Annotated in this window: 18 protein-coding genes and 1 pseudogene; 17 read left to right on the top strand and 2 right to left on the bottom strand. The window is 30.4% G+C overall.

Going from position 1 to position 24,717, the window contains the following annotated elements; translation table 11 throughout:
* Window positions 1-182: 182 nt before the first annotated feature.
* The 13 genes from B2S02_RS07730 (at window position 183) to B2S02_RS07670 (ending at window position 18,728) form a co-directional block, all read left to right on the top strand.
* The gene (locus tag B2S02_RS07730; RefSeq protein ID WP_346878491.1) at window positions 183-1,910 is read left to right on the top strand and encodes an ABC transporter ATP-binding protein; all 1,728 of its coding nucleotides are present in this window, start codon (window positions 183-185) and stop codon (window positions 1,908-1,910) included.
* Window positions 1,910-3,697: an ABC transporter ATP-binding protein gene (locus B2S02_RS07725; protein ID WP_346920493.1), complete on the top strand. Its 1,788-nt coding sequence runs from the start codon at window positions 1,910-1,912 to the stop codon at window positions 3,695-3,697. Before B2S02_RS07730 ends, B2S02_RS07725 begins: the two co-directional genes overlap by 1 nt.
* Window positions 3,698-4,091: 394 nt before the next feature.
* Window positions 4,092-5,945, top strand: coding sequence for a 5'-nucleotidase C-terminal domain-containing protein (locus tag B2S02_RS07720; protein ID WP_346847306.1), 1,854 nt, complete (start codon window positions 4,092-4,094; stop codon window positions 5,943-5,945).
* A 255-nt stretch (window positions 5,946-6,200) separates the two neighbouring features.
* Window positions 6,201-6,914, top strand: a complete 714-nt coding sequence (locus B2S02_RS07715; RefSeq protein WP_346877235.1) for a phosphatase — start codon at window positions 6,201-6,203, stop codon at window positions 6,912-6,914.
* 111 nt (window positions 6,915-7,025) lie between these two features.
* Entirely contained in the window at window positions 7,026-8,465 is a 1,440-nt protein-coding gene (locus tag B2S02_RS07710; protein ID WP_346878494.1) for an FAD-dependent oxidoreductase, read from the top strand.
* Window positions 8,458-9,345: a tocopherol cyclase family protein gene (locus B2S02_RS07705; protein WP_346847309.1), complete on the top strand. Its 888-nt coding sequence runs from the start codon at window positions 8,458-8,460 to the stop codon at window positions 9,343-9,345. Before B2S02_RS07710 ends, B2S02_RS07705 begins: the two co-directional genes overlap by 8 nt.
* Window positions 9,346-9,515: 170 nt before the next feature.
* The gene (locus B2S02_RS07700) at window positions 9,516-10,301 is read left to right on the top strand and encodes an EFR1 family ferrodoxin (protein ID WP_346847310.1); all 786 of its coding nucleotides are present in this window, start codon (window positions 9,516-9,518) and stop codon (window positions 10,299-10,301) included.
* A 135-nt stretch (window positions 10,302-10,436) separates the two neighbouring features.
* Window positions 10,437-11,771, top strand: coding sequence for a hypothetical protein (locus B2S02_RS07695; RefSeq protein WP_346878495.1), 1,335 nt, complete (start codon window positions 10,437-10,439; stop codon window positions 11,769-11,771).
* A 59-nt stretch (window positions 11,772-11,830) separates the two neighbouring features.
* Window positions 11,831-13,033 (top strand): sodium/glutamate symporter, encoded by a 1,203-nt coding sequence (gltS, locus tag B2S02_RS07690; RefSeq protein ID WP_346847312.1) that lies wholly within the window; start codon window positions 11,831-11,833, stop codon window positions 13,031-13,033.
* 488 nt (window positions 13,034-13,521) lie between these two features.
* Window positions 13,522-14,964, top strand: a complete 1,443-nt coding sequence (locus B2S02_RS07685) for an aminoacyl-histidine dipeptidase (protein ID WP_346920492.1) — start codon at window positions 13,522-13,524, stop codon at window positions 14,962-14,964.
* Between the two features lie 217 nt (window positions 14,965-15,181).
* Entirely contained in the window at window positions 15,182-17,113 is a 1,932-nt protein-coding gene (locus B2S02_RS07680) for an OPT family oligopeptide transporter (RefSeq protein WP_346847314.1), read from the top strand.
* Between the two features lie 165 nt (window positions 17,114-17,278).
* On the top strand, window positions 17,279-17,683 hold the full coding sequence (locus tag B2S02_RS07675) for a PqqD family peptide modification chaperone (RefSeq protein WP_346847315.1): 405 nt from the start codon (window positions 17,279-17,281) through the stop codon (window positions 17,681-17,683).
* A gap of 184 nt (window positions 17,684-17,867) precedes the next feature.
* Window positions 17,868-18,728, top strand: coding sequence for an undecaprenyl-diphosphate phosphatase (locus B2S02_RS07670; RefSeq protein ID WP_346877242.1), 861 nt, complete (start codon window positions 17,868-17,870; stop codon window positions 18,726-18,728).
* Window positions 18,729-18,800: 72 nt separating this feature from the next.
* Here the strand turns inward: B2S02_RS07670 and B2S02_RS07665 are convergent, their stop codons facing one another.
* Window positions 18,801-19,607 carry a TPM domain-containing protein gene (locus tag B2S02_RS07665; protein ID WP_346878496.1) on the bottom strand — a complete coding sequence of 269 codons (807 nt, stop codon included), beginning with the start codon at window positions 19,605-19,607 and terminating at the stop codon, window positions 18,801-18,803.
* 2 nt (window positions 19,608-19,609) lie between these two features.
* Window positions 19,610-20,179: a LemA family protein gene (locus B2S02_RS07660; RefSeq protein WP_346847318.1), complete on the bottom strand. Its 570-nt coding sequence runs from the start codon at window positions 20,177-20,179 to the stop codon at window positions 19,610-19,612.
* A gap of 681 nt (window positions 20,180-20,860) precedes the next feature.
* On the opposite strand from B2S02_RS07660, the gene B2S02_RS07655 reads away from it, so the two are divergent.
* The 4 genes and pseudogenes from B2S02_RS07655 to B2S02_RS18240 all read left to right on the top strand — a co-directional run bounded on the left by B2S02_RS07655 (window position 20,861) and on the right by B2S02_RS18240 (window position 24,618).
* The gene (locus B2S02_RS07655; protein ID WP_346920491.1) at window positions 20,861-22,366 is read left to right on the top strand and encodes a carboxypeptidase M32; all 1,506 of its coding nucleotides are present in this window, start codon (window positions 20,861-20,863) and stop codon (window positions 22,364-22,366) included.
* 249 nt (window positions 22,367-22,615) lie between these two features.
* On the top strand, window positions 22,616-23,179 hold the full coding sequence (locus B2S02_RS07650; protein WP_346920490.1) for a GNAT family protein: 564 nt from the start codon (window positions 22,616-22,618) through the stop codon (window positions 23,177-23,179).
* 250 nt (window positions 23,180-23,429) lie between these two features.
* The gene (locus B2S02_RS07645) at window positions 23,430-23,750 is read left to right on the top strand and encodes a rhodanese-like domain-containing protein (RefSeq protein ID WP_346920489.1); all 321 of its coding nucleotides are present in this window, start codon (window positions 23,430-23,432) and stop codon (window positions 23,748-23,750) included.
* Window positions 23,751-23,860: 110 nt separating this feature from the next.
* Window positions 23,861-24,618, top strand: a pseudogene (locus B2S02_RS18240) (metalloregulator ArsR/SmtB family transcription factor).
* Window positions 24,619-24,717 lie beyond the last annotated feature (99 nt).

The following is a 24,717-nucleotide window of genomic DNA, read 5'->3' as shown; positions in this document are numbered from 1 at the left end:
AAATATTAATAATTCTTTATGTAATTGTATTCACGGTTATAAATTCCATTGACTTCATAGTTAAGCTGTGGGTATTATGTTCTAATAGTGGTAAATAATTAAAGTTAATTATAGAACAGATAATTAAATTATTAATTTATATTATTAGTATTAAAAAATATTTACAAAGGAGGAATTATAAAATGAAATTAATTTTAAAATACTTAAAAAATTATAAAATGCTTCTTATGATTAATATAATATCAGTATTTGGCTTTGCTTTAGTTGAACTTGGAATACCAACTATTATGGCTAAAGTTATCGACAAGGGAATAGCTAATGGTGATATAGAATATATAAAAACAATGGGACTTATAATTGTAGTTATATCTATAATAGGGGTTTTAGGGACAATATTGTTAGGATATTGTTCATCTAAAATATCTACAAATGTAACTAGAGATATAAGGAATGATATATTTAAGAAATCACAAGAGTTTTCTCATAGTGAATATGATAGATTTGGTATATCATCAATGATTACTAGAACTACCAACGATGCATTTCAAGTAATGCAATTTATAAATATATTACTGAGATTAGCGTTGATTACACCAGTAATGTTTATAGTAAGCTTAGTGATGATACTTAAAACAAGTTCATCCTTATCAAGTATATTAGCTGTTACATTACCATTTATAATTATTGGTGTATTCATAATAGCTAAAATTTCCCATCCGTGGTCAGAGATTCAACAGAAAAATTTAGATAAGTTAAACAGAATATCTAGAGAAAATTTGACAGGAATAAGGGTAATAAGAGCTTTCGGTAATGATGATCATGAAAGAGAAAGATTTGCTGAAACTAATAAGGACTATACTGAGATTTCAAAGAAGATTTTCAAGCTTATGTCTATATCTCAGCCAAGCTTTTTCTTAGTGCTTAATTTAGCAATCATAGCCATATTCTGGATTTCTAGTAGCATGATAAATCTGGGAACTCTTCAAGTAGGACAATTAGTTGCTTTTATAGAGTACTTATTCCATGCTATGTTTTCACTTATGTTATTTTCAACTGTATTTGTTATGTATCCCAAAGCACAAGTTTCATCTAATAGAATACAAGAGCTATTAGATGCTGAACCTATTATCAAGAATCCTGAGAATGGAATCAAGAAAAGTAATAATGAAGGAAATGTAGAATTTAATAAAGTTACCTTTACTTATCCAGATGGAGAAGTACCTGTGCTTAAAGATATTTCCTTTACAGCTAAAAAGGGAGAAACTATTGCGTTTATAGGAAGTACTGGTAGTGGAAAAAGTACACTAATAAACCTAATTCCTAGATTTTATGATGTTACTGAAGGAAGTATAAAGATAGATGGGATAGATATTAGAGAATATGATTTAAAGACTTTACGTAAAAAAATTGGATTTATACCTCAAAAGACTAGGTTATTTACAGGAAGTATAGATACAAATATTAGATTTGGTAAAAAGAAAGCTACTGTAGAAGAGGTTGAATATTCTTCAAAGGTGGCCCAAGCCTATGACTTTATAATTAAAAAACCTAAGAAGTTTGAGGAGTTAATAAGTGAAGGGGGAGGTAATGTATCTGGAGGTCAAAAGCAAAGAATATCTATTGCTAGAGCTATAATAAGAAGGCCTGCAATATATATTTTTGATGATAGCTTTTCTGCCTTAGATTTCAAAACAGATGCTACTCTTAGAGCTAAGCTTAAAAATGAAACTAAAGAGGCTGTAGTATTGATAGTTGCTCAAAGAATAAGCTCTATTATGGATGCTGATAAAATTATAGTATTAAATGAAGGTGAAGTAGTTGGAATAGGAACTCATAGAGAGTTACTGAAAAATTGCGATATATATAAAGAGATTGCATCATCACAATTAACAAAGGAGGAGTTGGCATAATGAAGAAGATTAAAAATGCAGTAAGTAAAATTTCTCCCTTTGTAAAACCTTATAAATGGCCTTTTATAGGGGCCATAATATTTGTAATTATAGCAGCGGTCTTTACTGCTCTAGCTCCCATGACAGAAGGATTAATTATAACTCAGCTTACCAAGGATGCCTTTGATATGGCGAAAGGAGTAGCAGGAGCCTCAGTAAACTTTAATTATATAATAAAAATTTTAATAGTTTTAGCCTTTGTATATGTAGGAGGTACAGCATCAACATATGCAGCTAGCTTCATGTTAACTAATGCAATTCAAAATACCATGAGGGATTTAAGAAATGCAGTTCAAGATAAAATTAGAAAATTACCAGTGAGTTACTTTGATAAAAATAGCTATGGAGATGTATTAAGTCGTATTACCAATGATATAGATACTATATCTAATGCATTACAGCAAAGTTTTGTTCAAGTAGTTAATGCAGTTCTTTCATTAACTTTTGCCTTGATAATGATGTTTACAATAAATGTGAAGATGGCACTAGTAGCTATACTTATAATACCTATAAGCTATATGATATCTAGAGTTATAGTTGGAAGATCACAGAAACTGTTTTATAATCAACAAAATGCTTTAGGAAACCTAAATGGTAAGGTTCAGGAGATGTATACTGGCTTTAATGAGATAAAACTATATGGAAAGCAAGATGATGTTATAAGAGAATTTGGAGATATAAATCAAGAACTTTGTAGTACTGGATTTAAAGCTCAATTTATATCAAGTATAATGTCACCCCTAGTTTCTCTAGTAAGTTATTTAGGAATTGCAGCGATTGGAGTATTAGGTGCAATTAATGCCATAGCAGGTGCCATTACTGTTGGAAATCTACAAGCATTTATTCGTTATATATGGCAGATAAATCAACCTCTTTCTCAGGTAACTCAATTATCCTCAGCTATACAATCAGCTTTTGCTGCAGTAGATCGTGTATTTGAGATATTAAATGAAGAAGAGGAAATTCCAGATAAAGAGAATTCAATAAAATTAGAAAATCCACGTGGTAATGTTACCTTTGAACATGTTAAGTTTGGATATAGTGACGACAAGCCATTAATAAAAGACTTAAGTGCACAGGTTAAGAGTGGGCAAATGGTAGCCATTGTAGGTCCTACAGGAGCAGGTAAAACTACTCTTATAAACTTGCTTATGAGATTTTATGATATCAAAGAGGGAGCTATAAAGATAGATGGAGTAGACATTAGAGACATGAAGAGGGAAGATCTACGTTCAATATTTGGAATGGTTCTTCAAGATACATGGCTGTATAATGGTACAATTTACGATAATATAAAGTATGGTAGATTTGATGCTACGAAAGGGGAAATAATAGAAGCTGCTAAGATAGCTAATGTACACCACTTTATAAAGACTCTCCCTGATGGGTATAACATGTTTCTTAATGAAGAAGCATCTAATATATCTCAAGGTGAAAAGCAATTGTTAACTATTGCTAGAGCTATAATATCAGATCCTGCCATATTGATATTAGATGAGGCAACAAGCTCTGTAGATACTAGACTAGAGCTATTACTTCAAAAAGCTATGAAGAATATAATGAAGGGAAGAACAAGTTTTGTTATTGCCCACAGACTTTCAACTATCCGTAGTGCGGATTTAATTTTAGTTATAGATGAAGGTAATATTATAGAGCAAGGAACTCATGAAGAGTTAATGATAAAGAGTGGTTTTTACGAGAAACTTTATAATAGTCAATTTAGAAATAATGAAGAAGTAAGAAGTTAAATAATATTAGAAAACGTCTCTTTTTAAGAGACGTTTTTATATTTTTTTAATATACATATATCACAATATAAAATTAAATATACATTTAATTTTATAGTTTAAGTAACCTAATATCATGAAACCCGCATGAGCACAACAACTAGTTAACTAGGTAAATATTTAAATAGGTTTATAGGTATATATTTAAATAGGAACATAGTTTTATAGCTTCATATTTAAATAGTTTATGGTTAAAATCCTATTGAATTTTATTTTTAATTTAATTATTCTGTAATGACATAAATTACAAGTAAGGAATAAAACTATTGAAAAGTAAAATAATGGGTAATACAATATAAGGTATAAGGAATATAGTTAACTATGTTCCATTAAATTATAATTAGGGGGAAAGGGTATGAAAGAGAAAAAAAGACTTACGGCGTTTATAATGTCATTATTTTTATTTGCAACCTTAGTAATGCCAATAAATATTACTGAGGCATATGCAGAAGATAATGATAAAACAAATAATAGCCAAGCTGTAGCTAGTGACGAAAACAGTATAGAGACACAATTACTAGAGGAGACTAATTTAAGTAAGGTTAACAAGGTAGTTGACATTATAAGTTTTAATGATTTCCATGGCAATGTATTAGAGTCTGGTAAAAACATTGGAGCTGCAAAATTAGTAGGAGTTGTAAATGAATATAAAGCTAAAGCTACTACTGAATATGGTGTTATACCAGTATCAGCAGGAGATTTATATCAAGGGACAGCAATTTCTAATCTTACCACTGGTAAACCAGTAACAGCTATGCTAAAAGCTATGGGACTTGAAGCATCTGCTATAGGTAATCATGAATTTGACTGGGGCATTAATAATATAAATGCTTGGTCAAAAGAAGGTGGATTCTCCTTCTTAGCTGCCAATATAGTTAAAAAAGGTACTAAAGAAAGAGTAAGCTATGCGCAACCATATAAAGTAGTTGAAAGAAATGGAGCAAAAATAGGGTTAATAGGAATTTCTACTCTAGAGACAGCAACTTCTACTTTAGCTGAAAATGTAAAAGATGTAGATTTCTTAGATCCAGTAGATACTGTTGCTAAGTGGAACAAAGTACTTAGGGAAACAGAAAAGGTTGATGCTGTAGTAGTTATAGCGCATGCCGGAGCGTATCAAGATATTAATACAAAAGAAATAACTGGGGAAGCTGCTGATATAGCAAAAGTTGAAGGTGTAGATGCTGTAATTGCAGGTCATAACCATTCTGTAGTTTCAGGCGAGGTAAATGGAGTACCAGTAGTAGAAGGTGGATATAATGGTAGAGCCTTAGCTAAGCTTACATTTACCTTTGATCATAGCAACAAACTTATAGACGTAGAGCCTAGTGTGGATGTGTTTTTAGGTAAAGAGGCTACCCTTCCAGTAGATGAAAATGTATTAAAGGAAGTAAATGATATGAATTCAGGTTTAAGTGAAATATTAGGACAAAAGGTAACTTCACTTAAAGAGCGTTTAAGTCATGATGATAAAAACACTGCAGTAACTCCACTTGGTGTAACTGTAGCAGAAACTATGAGAAAAATAGTAGGAACTGAGATAGCTGTAACTAATGGTGGTGGAATTAGAAGAAGTCTAGAACAAGGAAATGTCACTATTGGTGATATGTACGAAATTCTTCCTTTTGATAACACTATAGTAACTCTTGATGTTAAGGGTTCAGACTTATATGGCATCATAGAACATGGAATTAATACAGAGGGATTTGCATGGGGTCAATATGCAGGTATAAAGGTTTGGTGTAATCCAGAAGATGGCAAAGTTTCATCTATAAGATTAAATGATGGAACTAAAATTGATATGGATAAATACTATTCGATAGCAATAAATGACTTTATGTTAACAGGTGGAGATAAATATGATTTCTCTAATGCTATAAATGCAGTTAACACAAATGTAGTTATGAGAGATGCAATGGCTGAAGACTGGAACCAAAATGGTGTCCCTAAAGTAGATTTTAATGTATTAGTAGCAGGAGAAGATACAACTGTAGATAAGCCTACAGAAGAAAAACCAACAGAACCTAATGTTCCAGAAGAAGAAAATAAGCCATCAACTCCAAATACTAATAATCCAAGTAAACCAAGCAATCCAAGCAAATTACCTCAAACTGGTGCTCCATTAACCCCAGATGCATTTGCAACTATGGGAATTGTGGTAATTGCATTAGGTGGATATATTGCTAAGAAAAAGAAAAAGTCAGCATAATAAATTGTTAAAATTTTTTTAACGAGCTTTAAAATAAAATTTTTTACTTGATATAATATAGATATAGCACGTAGCTTAACAGCGTAAGTTCGATTGTTAAGCTTATGTGCTTTTTATTTTGGAGGTGATTTTCAATATGTGAATAACTCATAGAGCAATACATAGAAAGAATCATCCCTTTTTTATTATGCAGTTTTGGGGTAATATAGAGGATAGTGATAGGACTAAAGAAAAATAAAGTAATGGAGGGATATAATGAAGGCTTTAATGGATTTACATACCCATACTATTTCTAGTGGGCATGCTTATAGTACTTTAAAGGAAAATATTGAGGAAGCTAGAGATAAGGGGCTAAAGGTCCTTGGAGTTTCAGATCATGCTATATCTATGCCAGGTACAGCTCATGAATATTATTTTAATAATTTAAAGGTGATTAAGGATGAAATTATGGAAGTTAGAATTCTAAAAGGAATAGAGGCTAACATAATGGATTATGAAGGTAGAATAGATGTACAAGAGGAGCTGGCACTAGAACTTGACTATGTCATAGCTAGTATGCATCCACCTTGTGTAGCACCAGGAACCATTGAAGAAAATACTAATGCTTTAATAAAGGTTATGGATAATCCTTATGTTAAAATCATTGGTCATCCTGATGATAGTAGATTTCCTTTAGATTATGAAAAAGTAGTATTAGCGGCTAAAGAAAAAAATATGGTTTTTGAAATGAATAATACATCCATATCTCCAAAGAGCTTTAGAAGAAATGCTAGAGAAAATCAAATAACTCTTCTAAACTTATGTAAAGAACATGGAGTTAAAATAATCATGGGCAGTGACGCTCATATTTATTATGATGTAGGAGAATTTTCATCCTGCTATGAGTTACTTAAGGAGATAGATTTCCCAGAGAAACTTGTTTTAAATTTTAATATGGATTCCTTAGAATATATATTAGGAAAAAGATAATATAAGGTGATATATCAACAAAATGTTATAGTTGTGTGGATATATCACCTTTATTAATAATTAATTGTGTATAAAATCACTAAAGTGGAATACTATTTATGAGGTGATTTTATGAAATCTGTATGGAGTGAAAGCTGTAATTTTAAAAAGAGGGAATCCTTAAATGGAAATATAGAGGCAGATGTAGTAGTTATAGGAGCCGGTATAACAGGAATATTAACTGCCTATATGCTAAAGAAAAAAGGAATAGATGTAGTTATAATTGAGGCTGAAGAGATTTGTAGTGGAAATACAAAAAATACTACTGCGAAGATAACTTCTCAGCATTCCTTAATTTATGATAAGTTAATTAAGGAATTTGGAGAAGCGAAGGCAAGACAATATGCAAGTGCCAATGAGTTAGCTATAAAAAAATATAAAGAAATAATAGAGAATGAGAGAATTAAGTGTGATTTTGAAGAGAAGGATGCTTATCTATATACTATGGATAATGTTGAAGCTTTAGAAAAAGAATTAGAAGCAGCAACTAAGTTAGGAATAAAAACTAAACTTTTAGAAAATACAGAGCTTCCTTTTAAGGTTAAGGCAGCTTTGAAATTTTATAACCAAGGTCAATTTAATCCTCTTAAGTTTTTAGAAGTTATTACTGAAGACTTAACTATTTACGAAAATACTAAAGCTTTAGAAATTAAAGAGGAGCTAGTTGTTACAGATAAAGGGATGGTTGCTGCTAATGTAATAGTAGTAGCTACTCACTATCCAATTATGAATACACCTGGGTATTATTTCATTAGAATGCATCAAGAAAGATCCTATGTTATAGCTTTAGAGAATGCTCAAGATGTCAATGGAATGTACATTGGTATTGATAAATGGGGATACTCTTTTAGAAATTATAAGGACTTATTATTGCTTGGTGGAGGTTCTCATAGAACTGGTAAGAATGAAGCTGGTGGTAAGTATGAAGAATTAAGACAGGTAGCAAGGGAGTTATATCCCAATGCTAAGGAAAAATATCATTGGTCTGCTCAAGATTGTATTCCTATAGATGAAATACCTTACATAGGTCAATATTCCACTGAAACTCCTAATGTATATGTGGCAACGGGTTATAAAAAATGGGGAATGACATCCTCTATGGTGGCAGCTATGATTTTATCTGATATGATATCCGGAAATAAAAATGATTTTGCAGAGATATTTTCTCCTACAAGATTTGATATGTCAGCATCAAGTAAAAACCTAACCCAGGATGTAATAGAAACTACAAAGAATTTTATAGCACAAAAAATTCACATTCCAAGTGAGCAGGTAGAGACGGTAGAAACTGGTCATGGTGGAATTGTAGAATATAATGGAGAGAAAGTTGGGGTATACAAAGATAATAATGGTAATATATTTACTGTAACTACAAAATGTCCTCATTTAGGTTGTGAACTTCAATGGAATCCTGATGAGTTATCATGGGATTGTCCATGTCATGGCTCTAGATTTGATTACAAGGGTAATTGGATAGAAAGTCCAGCTATTAGGGGATTATCCCATGAATAAAATTAAATGTTATACAAGGAAAAAGAGTTTTTTTGAGGGCTGGTATTTTAAACATCAAAAGGGTGAGGATACTATATCCTTTATACCTGGCATAAATATAGATAGTAAAGGAAATAGATCAGCCTTTATACAAGTGATAACTAATAGAAATTCATATAATATAAATTATAGTTTTTCTAAATTTATAGTTTATAAAGATAAGTTAAGAATAAAAGTTGGAGATAGTATTTTTTCATCTAAAGGCATTGAAATCCACATTAAAGATGAGGGATTAACTATAGATGGAAAAATAGAATATGACTTATTGACTCCTGTAAAATATGACATTATGGGACCTTTTAGCTTTATACCTTTCATGGAATGTAGCCATGGCATTATTAGTTTATATCATAAATTAAGGGGAAATTTAATTATTAATGGTGAAGATGTAAGTTTTAATGATGGAGTTGGATATATTGAAACAGATAGAGGCAACTCTTTCCCTAAAACTTATTTATGGACCCAGTGTAATGATTTTAAAAATGAAAAGATATCTATAATGGCAGCTATAGCAGATATACCTTTTATGGGAATAAATTTTAAAGGATGTATATGCGTTGTATATTATAAAGGAAGAGAATATAGATTATCCACCTATAATGGAGTTAAGATTCTTAAATATAATTGCAAGTCACTAATGTTAAAAAGAGGTAAGTATGAACTACAGATAAAAGTTACTGATGGAAATCCACAAAAGTTATTAGCACCCTCAAGTGGTAATATGTGCAGAACTATTCATGAAAATGCAGCTTGCTCAGCTAACTATAAGTTTTATATAGAGGATAATTTAGTCTTTGATATAGAAAGTGATAACTGTAGTTTTGAATATGTGGATAGATAGGAATTTAAATGTCTCTAGACGTGATAAAAACTAAATTCTAAACTAATATTAAACTAGCATTAAAAATATAAAGATGCTAGTTTAATATTTTTTAAAAGACTATTTCATAAATATATATCTATATGGTATATTAAAACAATAGCAAAAAAATATATATGGAGGGTTTATTCATGATATTTTATTTTTCAGGCACAGGAAATTCTTTATACGTAGCAAAAAATTTATCCAGTAACCAAGGAGAAGAATTAATTGCAATTTCAAAGGAAATGAAACAAGATAAAGATTTTTATGAATATGACTTAAAACCAGGAGAAAAGATAATATTTGTTTATCCTATCTATGCTTGGGCATCACCAGCACCAGTAGTTAAATTCATTAGTAAATTAAAATTAAATAACTATAAGAACAATTATTTATCAGCAGTAGTAACCTGTGGCGAGAACATAGGAAATAACATGAAAATACTAGAGAAAAAGCTAGGAGCTAAGGGGTTAAAGTTAAATAGTGGATTTTCAATTGTTATGCCTAATAATTATATTATCCTTGGAAGAGCAGATGAAGATGATATTGTGAATAGTAAGATGTCTAAGGCTTTGGAGACCATTGGAGAAGTAAATAATCTTATAGGTGATAAAGTTAGGGATGTATTTAAAGTTGAAACAGGACCAATGCCTAAGGTTATGACAGCTATAGCTAATCCTATATTCAATAAGTTAGCTATAAATACTAAAAAGTTTTATGTTACAGATGATTGTATAGGATGTAAACTTTGTGAACAGGTATGCAATACTAAATGCATTAAAGTTGATAAAGTTCCTAAATGGGGAGATAACTGCTGTCAATGTTTAGCATGTATAAGTTATTGTCCTAAGGAAGCCATCCAATATGGAAAATATACAATTAATAAAAAGAAATATAAAAACCCTAAAATTCCTGTAGGTGAAATGATAATATAACAGGCAATGATTCTATATAGCTCAGTGAACTTTTAAAGACTCTCTTTAAGACTGTGACTTTACTTTTAAAACATGTATATATTTTTATAATAAAAATAATAATAAGAGTACGAAATTTAAAAGGGGAGTTCATCCATGAAAAACTTACTTAGAGTTATTTTTGTATTACTTATTTTCAATTTTATATTATATGATATAGCTTTTGCTAAGGATAGAAGTTATGCTTTAGCACATGGAAAAGAAGATAATAAAATTGAGGTAGCAGTAGCTATAAAAGATGATGGTATTTGGGCAGTGAATATAAATAACCCTTCAGAGAAAATAATGCTTAACAAAGGGGCTTATAGAGAGCCAAATATAAGTGAAAATGGTTATGTAGCCTATAGGGATATTAAGAATAACTTGTATGTAACAAAAATAGATTTTTATAAAAAAGTAGAAAATACTACTAATGTAGATGATAGTATTACTGCATATCAATGGGATAAAGATGGAAATTTAATTTATTCTAAGTCCACAGGTGGAGTATATATATTTGGAGTTAAAGATAAAACTAAAGAAATTTTCACTGGAGGAAAAGAGTTTTATACACAAATTTTATTAGGAAAAGATAACTCTTTATTTGCCACAAAGAATATTATGAAAAAAGGTAATTCGGATAATTATCCTTTTCCACTAGGAATAGTTAAGTTAGATTTAGCAACTAAAACAGAAAAAGTAGTGATACCATATATACCTATAAGTTCCCAAAATCATGATTTAGGGTTGGATCCAAAGATGGCTACCATCTCAATTAATGGAGTTAATTTAATTGTATGGTGTAGACCTAATTCTGCATCAATGACAGCAGATGGGGTGCCTATAGGAGTTTATAATGATGAAAGTAACAAGTGTAGAGAAGTACTTAATGAAGAGATTATAGTTTTAACTTATGAGGATATGATGTCTGCATCACCAATAGATGATAACTTAGTGGCTATTATAAATGGTGCATATAGGTTTATGAATGTAGATAAAACTTTAGGAATCTTAAATTTAGAAGATGAAAGTTTTAAAAAGATCACTAAGGATGGAGAAGTAGCTATGACTCCAAGTTATTCTAGTGATGGTAGAAATATAGTTTATTCAGCCTCAACTTATAGTGAAAATCTTCAGCAATGGGAAAATTCCAACAATCAACATATATATGAAGTAAACTTAGAAAATAATGAAATTACTAAATTGACTAACTCATCTGTAGGATGGGATTTTTATCCTAACTATATTAATGATGATAGTGAATTTGTATTTATAAGAAAAGATAAAAAAAATAAATTTTCTTTAATTAAGGGAAATAGGGAGGGGAAGGAACAAGTTATTATTGATAACATTTTACATTTGGATGATAGTGCCAGTATAAACGAGTATTTTTGGTATTATGGACATTACGATATGAGGAAGGTGTTGCATAATATGGAGATAACTCAATGATTTAAAAATTTAATACTTACGCGCTAAGATACACATATGATGAGAGGAAAGATAAATTTATGGAATTGACATTAGACATATTTCAAACAATGGCATTAGCTTCTATGGTTTTTTATTTTGGAAAATATTTAAAAGAAAAAATATCTATATTAGAAAAGTATTGCATACCTGCACCAGTTGTAGGAGGTCTTATTTTTGCAATACTTATGCTTATATTTAGGCTGACAGGATTTATCACTATTAATTTAGATACAACTCTACAAAATATTTTTATGACTGCATTTTTCACTAGTGTTGGGTTTACGGCTAGTATTAGAATATTAAAAAAAGGTGGTATAAAAGTATTAACATTCTTAATTTTATCAGTGCTTTTAGTAATTCTACAAAATACAGTTGGAGTTGCTTTAGCAACCTTGTTTAATTTAGAACCCTTATTAGGAATTTGTACAGGCTCTATTCCTATGATAGGGGGACATGGTACAGCGGGGTCATTTGGACCTATTCTAGAAGAAATGGGAATTGCAGGTGCTACAACTGTATCCTTTGCTTCTGCGACTTTTGGACTGGTTATGGGAAGTATAATTGGAGGATTGGTTGCTAGAACATTAATTATACGTCATAAGCTTAATACTCCTATGAAGGAGGATGATGATAATACCTGTATGCCACTAGGAGATTTTAATGAAGATAATCAAGATATACTATGTCATAAAAGATTAATGTCAGGTGCATCTTGGATCTTTATAGCAATGGGAATAGGATCTATAATATCTAATTTTATTCAGGGAATTGGTTTAACTTTTCCATCTTATATTGGAGCTATGCTTGTGGCTGCAATTATAAGAAATATTTGTGATGCCACAAATATTGAGTTAGTAGAAAAAGAAATTGAAAATCTTGGAGGTATCAGCTTATCCTTCTTTTTATCTATGGCTCTTATGGGATTAAAGTTATGGGAACTTCTAGATTTAGCAATTCCTATGGTTGTTATGTTAATAGCACAAACAATTCTCATAGGTATATTTACATATTTTGTAACCTTTAGAATTATGGGGAGAGATTATGAAGCGGCAGTTTTTGCATCTGCAAACTGCGGATTTGGAATGGGAGCTACACCTAATGCTGTAGCTAATATGGATGCACTTTCAAATAAATTTGGATTTGCACCTACCCCATATTTTGTCGTACCAATTGTAGGATGCTTATTCATAGATTTCGTAAATTCTGCAATTATTACACTATTTATAAATATAATTCATTGAAGCCATTGATCAAAGTAATTATAGAATAACGACATATTAAAATATTAGAATATAAAAGAAAAAGCAATATACTATTAAAATGTAAAGAGTATGTTGCTTTTCTTAGGTTAAAATGTATGAAATTAATTCATAAAAGATATAATAATTATGAGATTAGAAAAAGTTGTTATAAAAAGGTAGCATAAATTCTTTCTATTAACATAGGTATTATATAGAATTATATTTTAAGAAATAATAAATAATACTATTTTTATAAATACTTTTTTTAATTATATAAAATATAAAAAATTTAAATGAATTATTAAATGGGTTATAGGTAATATTTCAAAAATAATTATTTTATATATGTTGACTTTATAAATTTATAAGTATAAAATTAATATAAATTTGCAAGTCGAAGAACGTAATAAAATGTTGAAATATATATTGAAATATATATAAAGTACATATTAATTATAAAGTAAATACAAAAAAATGGAGGGATTTTTATGTCTATATTAAAAGGATTAAATCCAGAAAAGGTTCTAGGCTATTTTGAAGAATTAACTAAAATACCTCATGGTTCAGGCAATGAAAAGGTTATCAGCGATTATTTGGCTAACTTTGGTAAGGAAAGAGGATTTGTAGTAATACAAGATGATGAGTTAAATGTAATCATTAAAAAAACTGCTACTCAAGGATATGAAAATGCACCAGTAGTAACAATCCAAGGTCATATGGACATGGTTTGTGAAAAGAATAAGGATAAGGTACATGATTTTGAAAAGGATCCATTAGAGCTTAGAATCGATGGGGACTATCTTTATGCTAATGGAACAACACTAGGAGCAGATAATGGAATAGCAGTAGCTTATGGATTAGCTATTTTAGATTCAAAAGAGTTAAAACATCCTGCTATAGAACTATTTGTTACTACAGGTGAAGAGACAGGTATGTATGGAGCTATAGCAGTAGATCCTAAAAATCTTGATGGAAAAATATTATTAAACATTGACTCAGAAGAAGAAGGAATATTCCTTGTAAGCTGTGCTGGTGGAGTTACTAACTATGTAAATATAAATACTCAATGGGAAGATGCCTCTAATGAAGCTTTAAAACTAGAAGTTAAAGGTTTAAAAGGTGGACACTCTGGTATGGAAATAATAAAACAAAGAGGAAATGCTAATAAACTTATGGGAAGATTATTAAATGCTATATCAAAAGAGGTAGATTTTAATATTTCTCATATAAGTGGAGGCGCTAAAAATAATGCAATTCCTCGTGAAGCAGAAGCTACAATTACAGTAGCAGCTAAGGATGTAGAAAAAGTTAAACAAATAGCTACAAAATCATTAGAAATATTTAAAACTGAGTTAAGAATACAAGATCCAGATGTAACTGTAATAGTTGAAAAATCAGAAACTAGCAAACAATTAACTAAGGAAGTAACTGAAAAAATAGTTTCTTACTTAGTAGTAGCTCCAAATGGAATTCAAACTATGAGTGAAGATATTAAAGGGTTAGTAGAAAGTAGTATTAACTTAGGAGTTATAGAATTTAGTGAAGAAAAAGTTACCTTTGTTTCTGCAGTGAGAAGCTCTGTAAAAACATTAAAAAATGCCATTACAGATGGAATAGATGTTGTAGCAGAATTAGTTGGTGCTGAGGTTATTAATGATTCTGATTATCCAGAATGGCAGTATGAACCAAACTCACCAATAAGAGATTTATGTATAGAAACTTATAAAAATGTTACTGGTGAAGAACCAAAAATAGATGCTATCCATGCAGGACTTGAATGTGGACTTTTAAAAGAAAAAATGCCAGATGTAGATATGATTAGCTTTGGACCAAATTTATTTGATGTACACACTCCAAATGAACATATGAGTATATCATCTGTTGAAAGAGTATGGAATTTTATAAAAGCACTATTAGAAAATATTAAATAAATGCCTAAGGTAAATTTTACTTTAGATATTTAATATAAAAATAAACAATTTGATTTAGGCATCCTGAAGAGTACTAGTTAATGTGTTTATATTTTTATCAATAGTATTAATTAAAGATAAAGATATAGCTTGTAGATAAATTAAACTTTTAAACATAGTAATTAGTGGCTTTTTTAGGGTGCCTTGTTAAAGAGTTACAAAGGAGGAGAAAAAATTTATGAGCCAAGAGAAAAGAAAATTATCTCAAAGTGCTTATGGTGGATGCAAAGGTGAAGAATATGTTCCTTTTATTCCAACATCAATGGCAATGCCAGAAACAACAGGTTATTCAATTATTTTAGGTATTATTTTAGCATGCGTTTTTGCAGCAGCTAACACATATCTTGGTCTGAAAGTTGGTATGACAATATCAGCTGGTATTCCAGGTGCTATTATTGCAACTGGAGTATTAAAAGGAATGTTTAGAAGAAATAACATTTTAGAAGCAAACATGGTAGCATCTTTAGCTGCTATGGGAGAATCCATTGCCGGGGGAATTATATTTATTTTACCAGCATTAATTTTATGGGGATTAAAATTAAGTATTCTAACTGTTGTTATTGTTACAATAATTGGTGGAGTTATGGGAGTATTTTTCATTACACCCCTTAGAAGATACTTAATCGTGGAAGAACACGGAAATTTAGTTTATCCAGAAGGTATGGCTGCAGCTGAAGTTCTTGTAACTGGTAGTGAAGGTGGACAAGGATTCAAAACAGTCATGACTGGTCTTGGAGTAGGAGCTGGATATAAACTTTTCTCAGGTGGATTTGCACTTTGGGGAGAGCAAGCTACTTATGTTATTAAAAGTTATCAAGGTACAATGATGGGATTTGACACTTTAGCATCACTTCTTGGTGTTGGATTTATAGTTGGTACTAGAGCATCATTACTTATGTTTGGTGGTTCTGTTATAGCTTGGTTTGCACTTATACCATTAATCAAATTCTTAGGAGTTGGACTAGCAGAGCCTTTATTCCCAGCTACTAAAATTATAGCTGAAATGAGTGCTAACGAAATCTGGGCTAACTATATTAAATATATAGGTGCTGGAGCTGTTGCAATGGGAGGATTTATTTCTCTTGCTAAGTCTATTCCTACTATTATCACAAGTTTTAAACAAGCTATGGGTGGAATAGGTGCAGGTAAAAATGATAAAGTAAGTAGAATTGATTTAGAAGCACCTCTTACTTGGGTTATTCTAGCAGCTGCTTTTGGATTTGCATTAACTTGGTTATTACCAATGGTTAATGGTGGATTTGTAGGTGGAATCATGGCAGTTTTATTCAGCTTCTTCTTTGCTGTTGTTTCAGCTAGAATGGTTGGTATAATTGGAGCATCAAACAACCCAGTTTCTGGTATGACTATAGCTACAATGTTATTTGTAACTACTGTAATTAAATTAACTGGTGGAGTAAGCCAAGAGTATATGACTAAAGCAGTACTAATAGGTGGAGTTGTTTGTGTCGCTATAGCAGTAGCTGGTGGAGCAGCACAAAGTTTAAAAACTACATTTATTATAGGTGGTACTCCTAAAAAGGTTCAAATAGGAATGTTTATTGCACTTTCAGTAGCAGGAGTTTTTGCAGCACTTGTAATTAACATGTTAAATACTGCTTATGGAATAGGTTCTGCAGATGTAGCAGCGCCTCAAGCTACACTTATGAAAATGATAGTTGAAGGTATTATGACAGCTCAATTGCCATGGACACTAATAATAATTGGTGCTGCAATTGCATTATTCTGTGAATTAGCTGGAATAGCAGTATTACCAGTAGCTCTAGGTATATACCTTCCAATAACTTTAAATGCTGCTATCTTAGTTGGTGGAATAATCAGAGAAATCGTTGAGAGAAAATTTGCTAAGGATCAAGATAGAAGAGGAGAAGTTGTTGAAAAAGGAACTCTTCTTGCATCAGGTTTAGTTGCAGGAGATGCATTGATGGGTATAGTAGTAGCTGGATTAGTAGCTGCTAATGTAAATATAGCATTCGGTAAGAATTTCTTAACAGGAATAACTCAAAGTAATCTATTTGCTTGTGTAATGTTCTTATTACTAGGATTATGGATTTACATGTTCTCTTGTAAAAAAGACAAAGCCGTTAAATAGTAAATCATAAAACAACTTAAAATCGCTTTGCCACAGGTAAAGTCTATCTGTGGACAAGCGATTTTAATAATTGGTAACAAATTAATTTATATAATAAAGAATAATAAAATGAATTAAAGAATATCTTATATTTAATAGTTATAAATAAGTTAGGAGGAATTTTGCATGAAAAATAAGAAAAAGCAAGAAGAAATAGAAAAACAAGCTCAAGATACAAAGCATAATTTTGCCCTTTATGTACCTGAAATTAAACAACAAAATTGGGAAGAAAAAGATGGTAAAGTTGTTATCCATATAAAAGTTACTGATCCAGTTAAAAAGTTTCTAGCTTGGATGGTTAAAAGAACTCCTGAAACTAAATTAGAACTAGATGAGAGATGTTCTACAGTATGGAAGTATATAGATGGAAATAGAACTGTTTATGATATTGCAAAGCTCATGGCAGAAATTTATAAAGAAAATGTAGATGGAGAGCTATATAGATTAGTAACTTATTTAAAATACATATCTAAAAGAGGATGGATAAAGTTTAAAGAATATGATAAAGAAGTTGAAATTAAATATACATAATATTTAATTAACATAAAATTTAAAATTACAAGACCTGTGTAAATACAAGGTTTATAGGTGTTAGAGAGGACAACCTTACATCATTGAAAGATATATGTAAGGTTATCCTCTTGTTCTATTTATACATGTAAGGTAAACTATATGTATGTCAAAAATGGGTACAAGTAGCAAGGAGTGAAAATTAGTGGGTTTAGATTTGATATTTATATTAAAGGCAATAATTATTGCAATAGTAGAAGGGTTAACAGAGTTTATTCCAGTTTCATCTACAGGACATATGATATTAGTTGGTAATGCTATTAACTTCCGTGGTGAGTTTGCTGATATGTTTCAGGTAGTTATTCAACTAGGGGCCATACTTGCAGTAGTGGTATTATATTGGAATAAGATTAAGGATAGTGTAATAGAATTTTTTAAATTCATATTCACATTTGGTAAGAAGGGTCAAACTGGATTTAAATTTGGAATTAATGTATTGATTGGATGTATTCCAATGGGAATAGTAGGAGTAATTTTTTATAAGCAAATTAAAAGTTTATTTAATCTTCAATCAGTAATTGTTGGATTATTAGTAGGAGGATTTTTACTACTTATAGTGGAAAACTTCTTTAGAAAGAGAAAAAGTAAAGCTGTTAAAAACATAGATGATATAACACCTATGCAGGCATTAAAGGTAGGAATATTCCAAGTTCTTGCTGTATGGCCAGGAATGTCAAGAAGTGCATCTACCATAATGGGAGGTTGGGTTGCAGGGCTCTCCACTCCAGTAGCAGCAGAATTCTCATTTTTCCTAGCAGTACCTGCAATGGTAGGATCATCAGCTAAAGATTTATTTGAATTTAACTATTCTATTATGACTCCAACCTTATGGGTTGCATTAATAGTTGGGTTTATTGTTGCCTTTGTTGTATCAATAATAGTTATGGACAAATTTGTTACTTTCTTAAAGAAAAAGCCTATGAGAGTATTTGCTATATACAGAGTAGCAGTAGGAGTACTACTTGCTGTGTTAGTATTTACAAAGGTTATTACCTTAGTAGCTTAAATTAAATGATAACTTTAATAAAAAAAGAGAACAAATTCATTGAAAAAATGAACTTGTTCTCTTTTTTTATAACTACCAACTACCAGATGATCCACCGCCACCGGAAGAACCTCCACCGAAGCCGCCAAAGCCGCCGCCACCGGAAGAACCACCGCCGCCGAAGCCACCAAAGCCACCGCCACCTCTAGGACCTCTTCCACCTCTACTAGTCCAAAACAACATTCGTAGTAATCTACCCCTATTGAAGATGGAATCTATAAATACAATGATGATGATAGCTATAAATATAAATATATTAAAACCATCATTATCCTCATAATTTTCTTCACTAGGCATTGTCACATTCAAAGACTTATCTAAGGTGACACCGTATTCTTTACTAGCATAATCACATAAAACACTATAACTATTTAGAATTCCTTCACTATAATTTCCACTTTTAAAACTTGGTTTTGCGATGGAAGTCATAACTCTACTTGAAAGTGCATCAGGTATTGCACCTTCAAGACCTCTTCCTACCTCTACTCTCCACTCCCTGTCATCTATGGCTACAAGAATTAAAAGACCATTATCTTTGCCTTTTTCACCTATTCCCCAGGTTCTAAAGAGACTATTGCTATAATCTTCAATTGGAGTATTGTTTAGGGTGTTCATTACAACAACTACAGCTTGAGCACCTGTTTTATCCTCAAGCTCCTTACCTAGAGAAACAATTTTATTGGCATCTTCATTATCTATAATACCTACATAGTCATTTAGATATTTATATACAGTTGGACTAGGATAAGTATCCTGTGCTAATGCACTAAAAGAAGAGAGTAGTAGTATAACAATAAGCAAAGAAAGACAGTGTTTTAAAAATTTAATTGCACTCTTCATCTTTATTTAGAAAAGTCTACAGAAGGGACTTCTGCAGCACCTGCACTTGCTTTATAAAATGGTTTCTCGTCAAATCCAAATAATGAAGCAATTATGTTGGTAGGAAATCTTAAGATTTTAGTATTATAATTTGTTACTACATTGTTATAATCTTGTCTAGCAATGGCAATTCTATTTTCTGTTCCTTCTAATTGCACTGATAAATCTAAGAAATTTTGATTAGATTTTAAGTCAGGATAATTTTCAACCACTACTAACAATCTAGAAAGAGCGTTAGATAGTTCAGTATCTGCAGCTGCTTGGTCAGAGATATTTGTAGCTCCTGCAAGTTTAGCCCTAGCATCAGCTATTTCCGTAAATATTTCCTTTTCTTGAGTTGCATATCCTTTTACTGTATTAACTAGGTTAGGGATTAAATCTGATCTTCTTTGAAGCTGAGTATCAATATTTGATTCCGCTGCACTAACTCCTTGTTTAAGAGTTACAAGATTATTGTAATTTCCAACTAAAAATACAGCAATAATAATCACAATAATTATTATAGGAAGGAAAACCTTCATACCTTTTTTCATAATTTATTCTCCTTTCAATCTTTGATTTAGTATATGTTTTAATTTCACATATTATATATGAATTAATCTTATTATTAACAAGATTAATTAGAAACATAAAGTAATGAGTTATAAATTAAAACCATTGCTTTACATTATATTCATTATAATCAAGAAAATTTACAAAATCAATGTAAATAAGAAAATCCTGTGATTTACACAGGGTTTTCTTATTTGAGGGGTTAATTTTTAGCTTCATTTATAATCGGGGGATTATTTATGAAGTACTTTTTACTTAATACTTAGGGGTTCCACTTTTAATATTACTAAAAAGTAATATTAAAAGTGGAGATACTTATTCCAGGGTGTAACTTATTTGCTTTAAATATTAGGAAATTAATTATCTCTTATATAATCTTGGGGAATTACTTACGAAATATTTATTATCTCCTGTTGATATTTATAATAAGGGTATATTGTGACATCTGTGTGACAAAATTATGATTAGATTATAAATAATTTTAGAAGGAAATTAATGTGATTAAAAATTAGGTGTATAAATTGAATAAAGTTTTTTAATGAAATAAGTAGCATAAAGCAATAATATATAAATTTAATAAATAACTATGGAATTATATTGAAAATAAAGATATAATTAGTACAACGAAAATTATGTAATACAAGTTATAAGGAGTGGGGAGAATGGAGATTATTAATGAAAAATTAAATGAAGTAAAGGAGCATATTAAAAACGTAACTTATTTAATTCATGCAGAAAGCTTAATACATTGGGATATGCAAACAGGAATACCATCTAAAGCTATAGATGGAAGAATTGAAGTAGTGGGATATCTATATTCAGAGTGTATAAAACTTATGACTTCTCCAAGAATAGGGGAATGGATAGAGTATTTCTCAGATAAAATGGACAAATTATCTTTCAGGGATAAAAAGATTATAGAAAATTTAAAAAGAAACTATGATGAACTTATAAAGATACCACCTGAAAGAAATAAAGAGTATCAAATGTTATGTTCAACATCAGAAGCATTTTGGAAACAAGCTAAGGCTAACAATGATTATGAAGGCTTTAAGCCATATCTAGCAAAGATAATAGAGTTTAATAAGGAATTTGCTGAATATATAGGATATGAAGGAAATATATATAATAAGTGCTTAGATGATTATGAAAGAGGATTGACTGTAGATAGGGTAGATAAAGTATTTAAAGAGCTTAGGGATGGTATAGTGGAGCTTTTAGAGAAGATTAAAGCCTCTAAGGTAAGTATAGACGAGTCCTTCTTTAAAAAGCAATTTCCTATCAAAGATCAAGATGAATTTGGTAAATTTGTTTTAGAAAAATTAGGATATGATTTTGAGGCAGGAAGACTAGATACTACTATTCACCCATTTACAACTAACTTCGGAAATAAAGATGTTAGAATAACAACTAATTATGATGAACATGATTTTAGAAGTGCTTTATTTAGCAATATTCATGAAGGTGGACATGGTATTTATGAGCAAAACTCAGCAGATGATTTAGAATATACAGGTATTTCAGGTGGAACTTCTATGGGTGTACATGAATCACAATCTAGATACTATGAAAATATTCTAGGAAGAAGTAAGGAATTTTGGGCTTATTTTTATCCAGAGGCTCAAAAGAGATTCCCTCAATTTGAAGGAGTTAATTTAGAAGATTTCTATAAAGCTATAAATAAGGTAGAACCTTCTTTAATTAGAACAGAAGCAGATGAATTAACTTACAGTATTCATATTATAATTAGATATGAGTTAGAAAGAGCTTTCATGAATAATGAAATCACAGTAGAAGAGTTGCCAGCTGCTTGGAATAAAAAATACAAGGAATATTTAGGTGTAGAGCCTAAAAATGATTCAGAAGGAATTCTTCAAGATACTCATTGGGGTGCAGGTTTAATTGGATATTTCCCAAGCTATGCTCTTGGTAATGTATATGGAGCCCAATTTTTAAATAAAATGAGACAAGATATACCTACCTATGACGAAGAAGTTAAAAATGGTAATTTTGCAGTGATAAAAGATTGGTTAAGAGAAAACATACATCAGTTTGGATCTCTTTATACTCCATCGGAGCTTATTGTAAAAGTAACAGGAGAAGAGTTAAATCCTAAATATTTCTTAGAGTACCTAAATAAAAAATACGGAGAAATCTACGAAATATAAGTGACACTCCAAATTTTATATTTGGTCAGTGGAACTTACTCATTCGAACGCATGTGAGAAGGAGTTTCTTCGAGAGCAAAGCGAAAGGTTGCTTTAGCAACATCACTCCAAATTTTATATTTGGTCAGTGGAACTTAAGTGAGACTCTAAATCTATGATTTAGTTAGTTGAACTTACTCATTCGAATATATATGAGAAGGAGTTTCCGTAAAATACAATAGATTTAGTATGCATAAAAGAAAGTGAGATATGATGAAATTTTTAAAGAAATTAGTTGGAGATAAATGTTATCTTTCTCCAGTGGATGATATACTAGCAGATAAGGTAGCTCAATGGAGTAATGACTTGAGGGTTTCCTTAAGAACTGGAGATATATCAGATATGATAACAGTTGATGCTCAAAGAGAGTATTTAAATAGTATGAATGAGAGAGGATATGCCTTCTATATAGTTGACTCTAAAAACGACGAGGCTATAGGGGTCATAAGGCTTATGAGAATAAGCCACATACACAGAAATGCTGTTCTTGGAATGTTTATTGGAGATTCGAATCATAGAAATAAAGGTATAGGAACAGAAGCAACAAAGCTAATATTGGATTTTGCTTTTAATGTGATAAATCTTAGAAACATAATGATAGAGACTTTTTCTTTTAATGAAAGGGCCATTAACTTATGCAAGAAGATTGGCTTTAAAGAGATAGGAAGAAGAAGAAACTCTATTATATATGGAAATAATGAGTTTGACGAAGTCTTCATGGATATATTGAATATTGATTTTCATGAATCAATTATATGTGAAGCACTAAAATAGAAAGAAGACAATATATAACATTAGGCTGTTAAAAAATAAGAGCTATAAACTTTCAGTTTTATAGTTCTTATTTTTTTATTACATTTTATATGAAAATTAGTTAAATCTAAATTTAGTGACTGCAAAATCCATCTGACCATTAATAATAAACAATAAGTGATTAACTCACATAAATAAAATATTAAAAAGGGTAAAATATATGTATAATAAAAAGCAGATTTTGAGTTATCATATATAGGGAGGCATTACAATGTTTAACTTTTTAAAAAGGGATAATGGAAAAGTAATAAGTATTAATGGTATAGATAGTTTGTTAGGTAAGATTAATTTAATTGATGTTAGAGAAATATATGAATATAGAAATGGAAGTTTAAAAACAGCTAGAAATATTCCAATGGGAAATCTTTTAAACAATCCAGATAGATATCTTAAAGAAGAAGATGAATATTACCTTATGTGTCAAACAGGTTCGAGAAGCTCACTTGCTTGTAGGAGATTGACTAAAGAAGGGTTTAATGTGATTAATGTTAGAGGTGGTATTGGAGCATATAAAGGGGCTAAAAGAAAATAACTTTAATTATTGTATAGAATATTTTAATTTGTAGTTGATATAATCACTTAAGAGTAATATAATTTAATTAAGTTAATGATTAATTAAATTATATTATAAAAGGAGTATATATGATAGAAAGTGTAAAAGTTTTTAAAGCTATTGGTGATGAGACAAGGATAAAAATACTAATATTATTATCTAAGAAGAATATTTGTGCAAAGGCAATAGCTAAGCATTTACAAATTTCTGAAGCTGCAGTATCACAACACATTAAAATTCTTAAGGAAGTAGATTTAATTGTAGGTTACAAAAGAGGATATCATGTAATCTATGACTTAAATAAGAAAGTTTTAGAAAAAGCTATAGAATTTATTAATGTATTAATTACTGATGACATATGCTCAATAGATGATAAGTTTAATGTAAGTTTAGAGAGCTTTCATGCTTTACAATGTGAAAAAAATTGTAAGGTGGTAAAGAAATGCTGTAAAGAGAGATTAAAGGAGGAAGAGTAATGAAGGTTTGTTTTCCAGTTAAATCTAATGAAGGTATGGAGAGTGTACCATATGGACACTTTGGAACAGCTCCAATGTTTGTAGTATGTAATTTAGAAACTAATGAGGTTAAGACTATAGGAAATGGTGATTTAGGTCATCAGCATGGTATGTGTCAACCAATGAAAGCATTATCAGGAGAAGTAGTAGATGCTGTGGTTGTAGGTGGTATTGGTCAAGGGGCTATAGTTAAGTTAAACTCCCAAGGAATAAAGGTATATAGAGCAGCAGAAGGAACTATAAATACAAACTTAGAGAAGCTTAAAAATGGTGAGTTATCAGAATTCGCTATGAATCATACTTGTAATCATGATGGATGTGACCATCATTAAAATATAATTAAGAATTGAAAGAACTGTATGAAAATAGAAATAAGTGCTTCTATTTTCATACAGTTCTTTTAATAATGGTTCTGTTGAAAACTATAGTGA

It is taken from the genome of Clostridium sp. UBA7339 (assembly GCF_002470865.1).
Lineage (GTDB): Bacteria > Bacillota > Clostridia > Clostridiales > Clostridiaceae > Clostridium_J > Clostridium_J sulfidigenes.
The sequence above is the reverse complement of the archived record's forward strand: the minus strand, read 5'-3'. Positions and strand labels throughout refer to the sequence as shown.

Coding starts and splice junctions, on each gene's coding strand:
- B2S02_RS07730 (WP_346878491.1), top strand. CDS start 183: ATGAAATTAATTTTAAAATACTTAAAAAATTATAAAATGCTTCTTATG.
- B2S02_RS07725 (WP_346920493.1), top strand. CDS start 1,910: ATGAAGAAGATTAAAAATGCAGTAAGTAAAATTTCTCCCTTTGTAAAA.
- B2S02_RS07720 (WP_346847306.1), top strand. CDS start 4,092: ATGAAAGAGAAAAAAAGACTTACGGCGTTTATAATGTCATTATTTTTA.
- B2S02_RS07715 (WP_346877235.1), top strand. CDS start 6,201: ATGAAGGCTTTAATGGATTTACATACCCATACTATTTCTAGTGGGCAT.
- B2S02_RS07710 (WP_346878494.1), top strand. CDS start 7,026: ATGAAATCTGTATGGAGTGAAAGCTGTAATTTTAAAAAGAGGGAATCC.
- B2S02_RS07705 (WP_346847309.1), top strand. CDS start 8,458: ATGAATAAAATTAAATGTTATACAAGGAAAAAGAGTTTTTTTGAGGGC.
- B2S02_RS07700 (WP_346847310.1), top strand. CDS start 9,516: ATGATATTTTATTTTTCAGGCACAGGAAATTCTTTATACGTAGCAAAA.
- B2S02_RS07695 (WP_346878495.1), top strand. CDS start 10,437: ATGAAAAACTTACTTAGAGTTATTTTTGTATTACTTATTTTCAATTTT.
- gltS (WP_346847312.1), top strand. CDS start 11,831: ATGGAATTGACATTAGACATATTTCAAACAATGGCATTAGCTTCTATG.
- B2S02_RS07685 (WP_346920492.1), top strand. CDS start 13,522: ATGTCTATATTAAAAGGATTAAATCCAGAAAAGGTTCTAGGCTATTTT.
- B2S02_RS07680 (WP_346847314.1), top strand. CDS start 15,182: ATGAGCCAAGAGAAAAGAAAATTATCTCAAAGTGCTTATGGTGGATGC.
- B2S02_RS07675 (WP_346847315.1), top strand. CDS start 17,279: ATGAAAAATAAGAAAAAGCAAGAAGAAATAGAAAAACAAGCTCAAGAT.
- B2S02_RS07665 (WP_346878496.1), bottom strand. CDS start 19,607: ATGAAGAGTGCAATTAAATTTTTAAAACACTGTCTTTCTTTGCTTATT.
- B2S02_RS07660 (WP_346847318.1), bottom strand. CDS start 20,179: ATGAAAAAAGGTATGAAGGTTTTCCTTCCTATAATAATTATTGTGATT.
- B2S02_RS07655 (WP_346920491.1), top strand. CDS start 20,861: ATGGAGATTATTAATGAAAAATTAAATGAAGTAAAGGAGCATATTAAA.
- B2S02_RS07650 (WP_346920490.1), top strand. CDS start 22,616: ATGATGAAATTTTTAAAGAAATTAGTTGGAGATAAATGTTATCTTTCT.
- B2S02_RS07645 (WP_346920489.1), top strand. CDS start 23,430: ATGTTTAACTTTTTAAAAAGGGATAATGGAAAAGTAATAAGTATTAAT.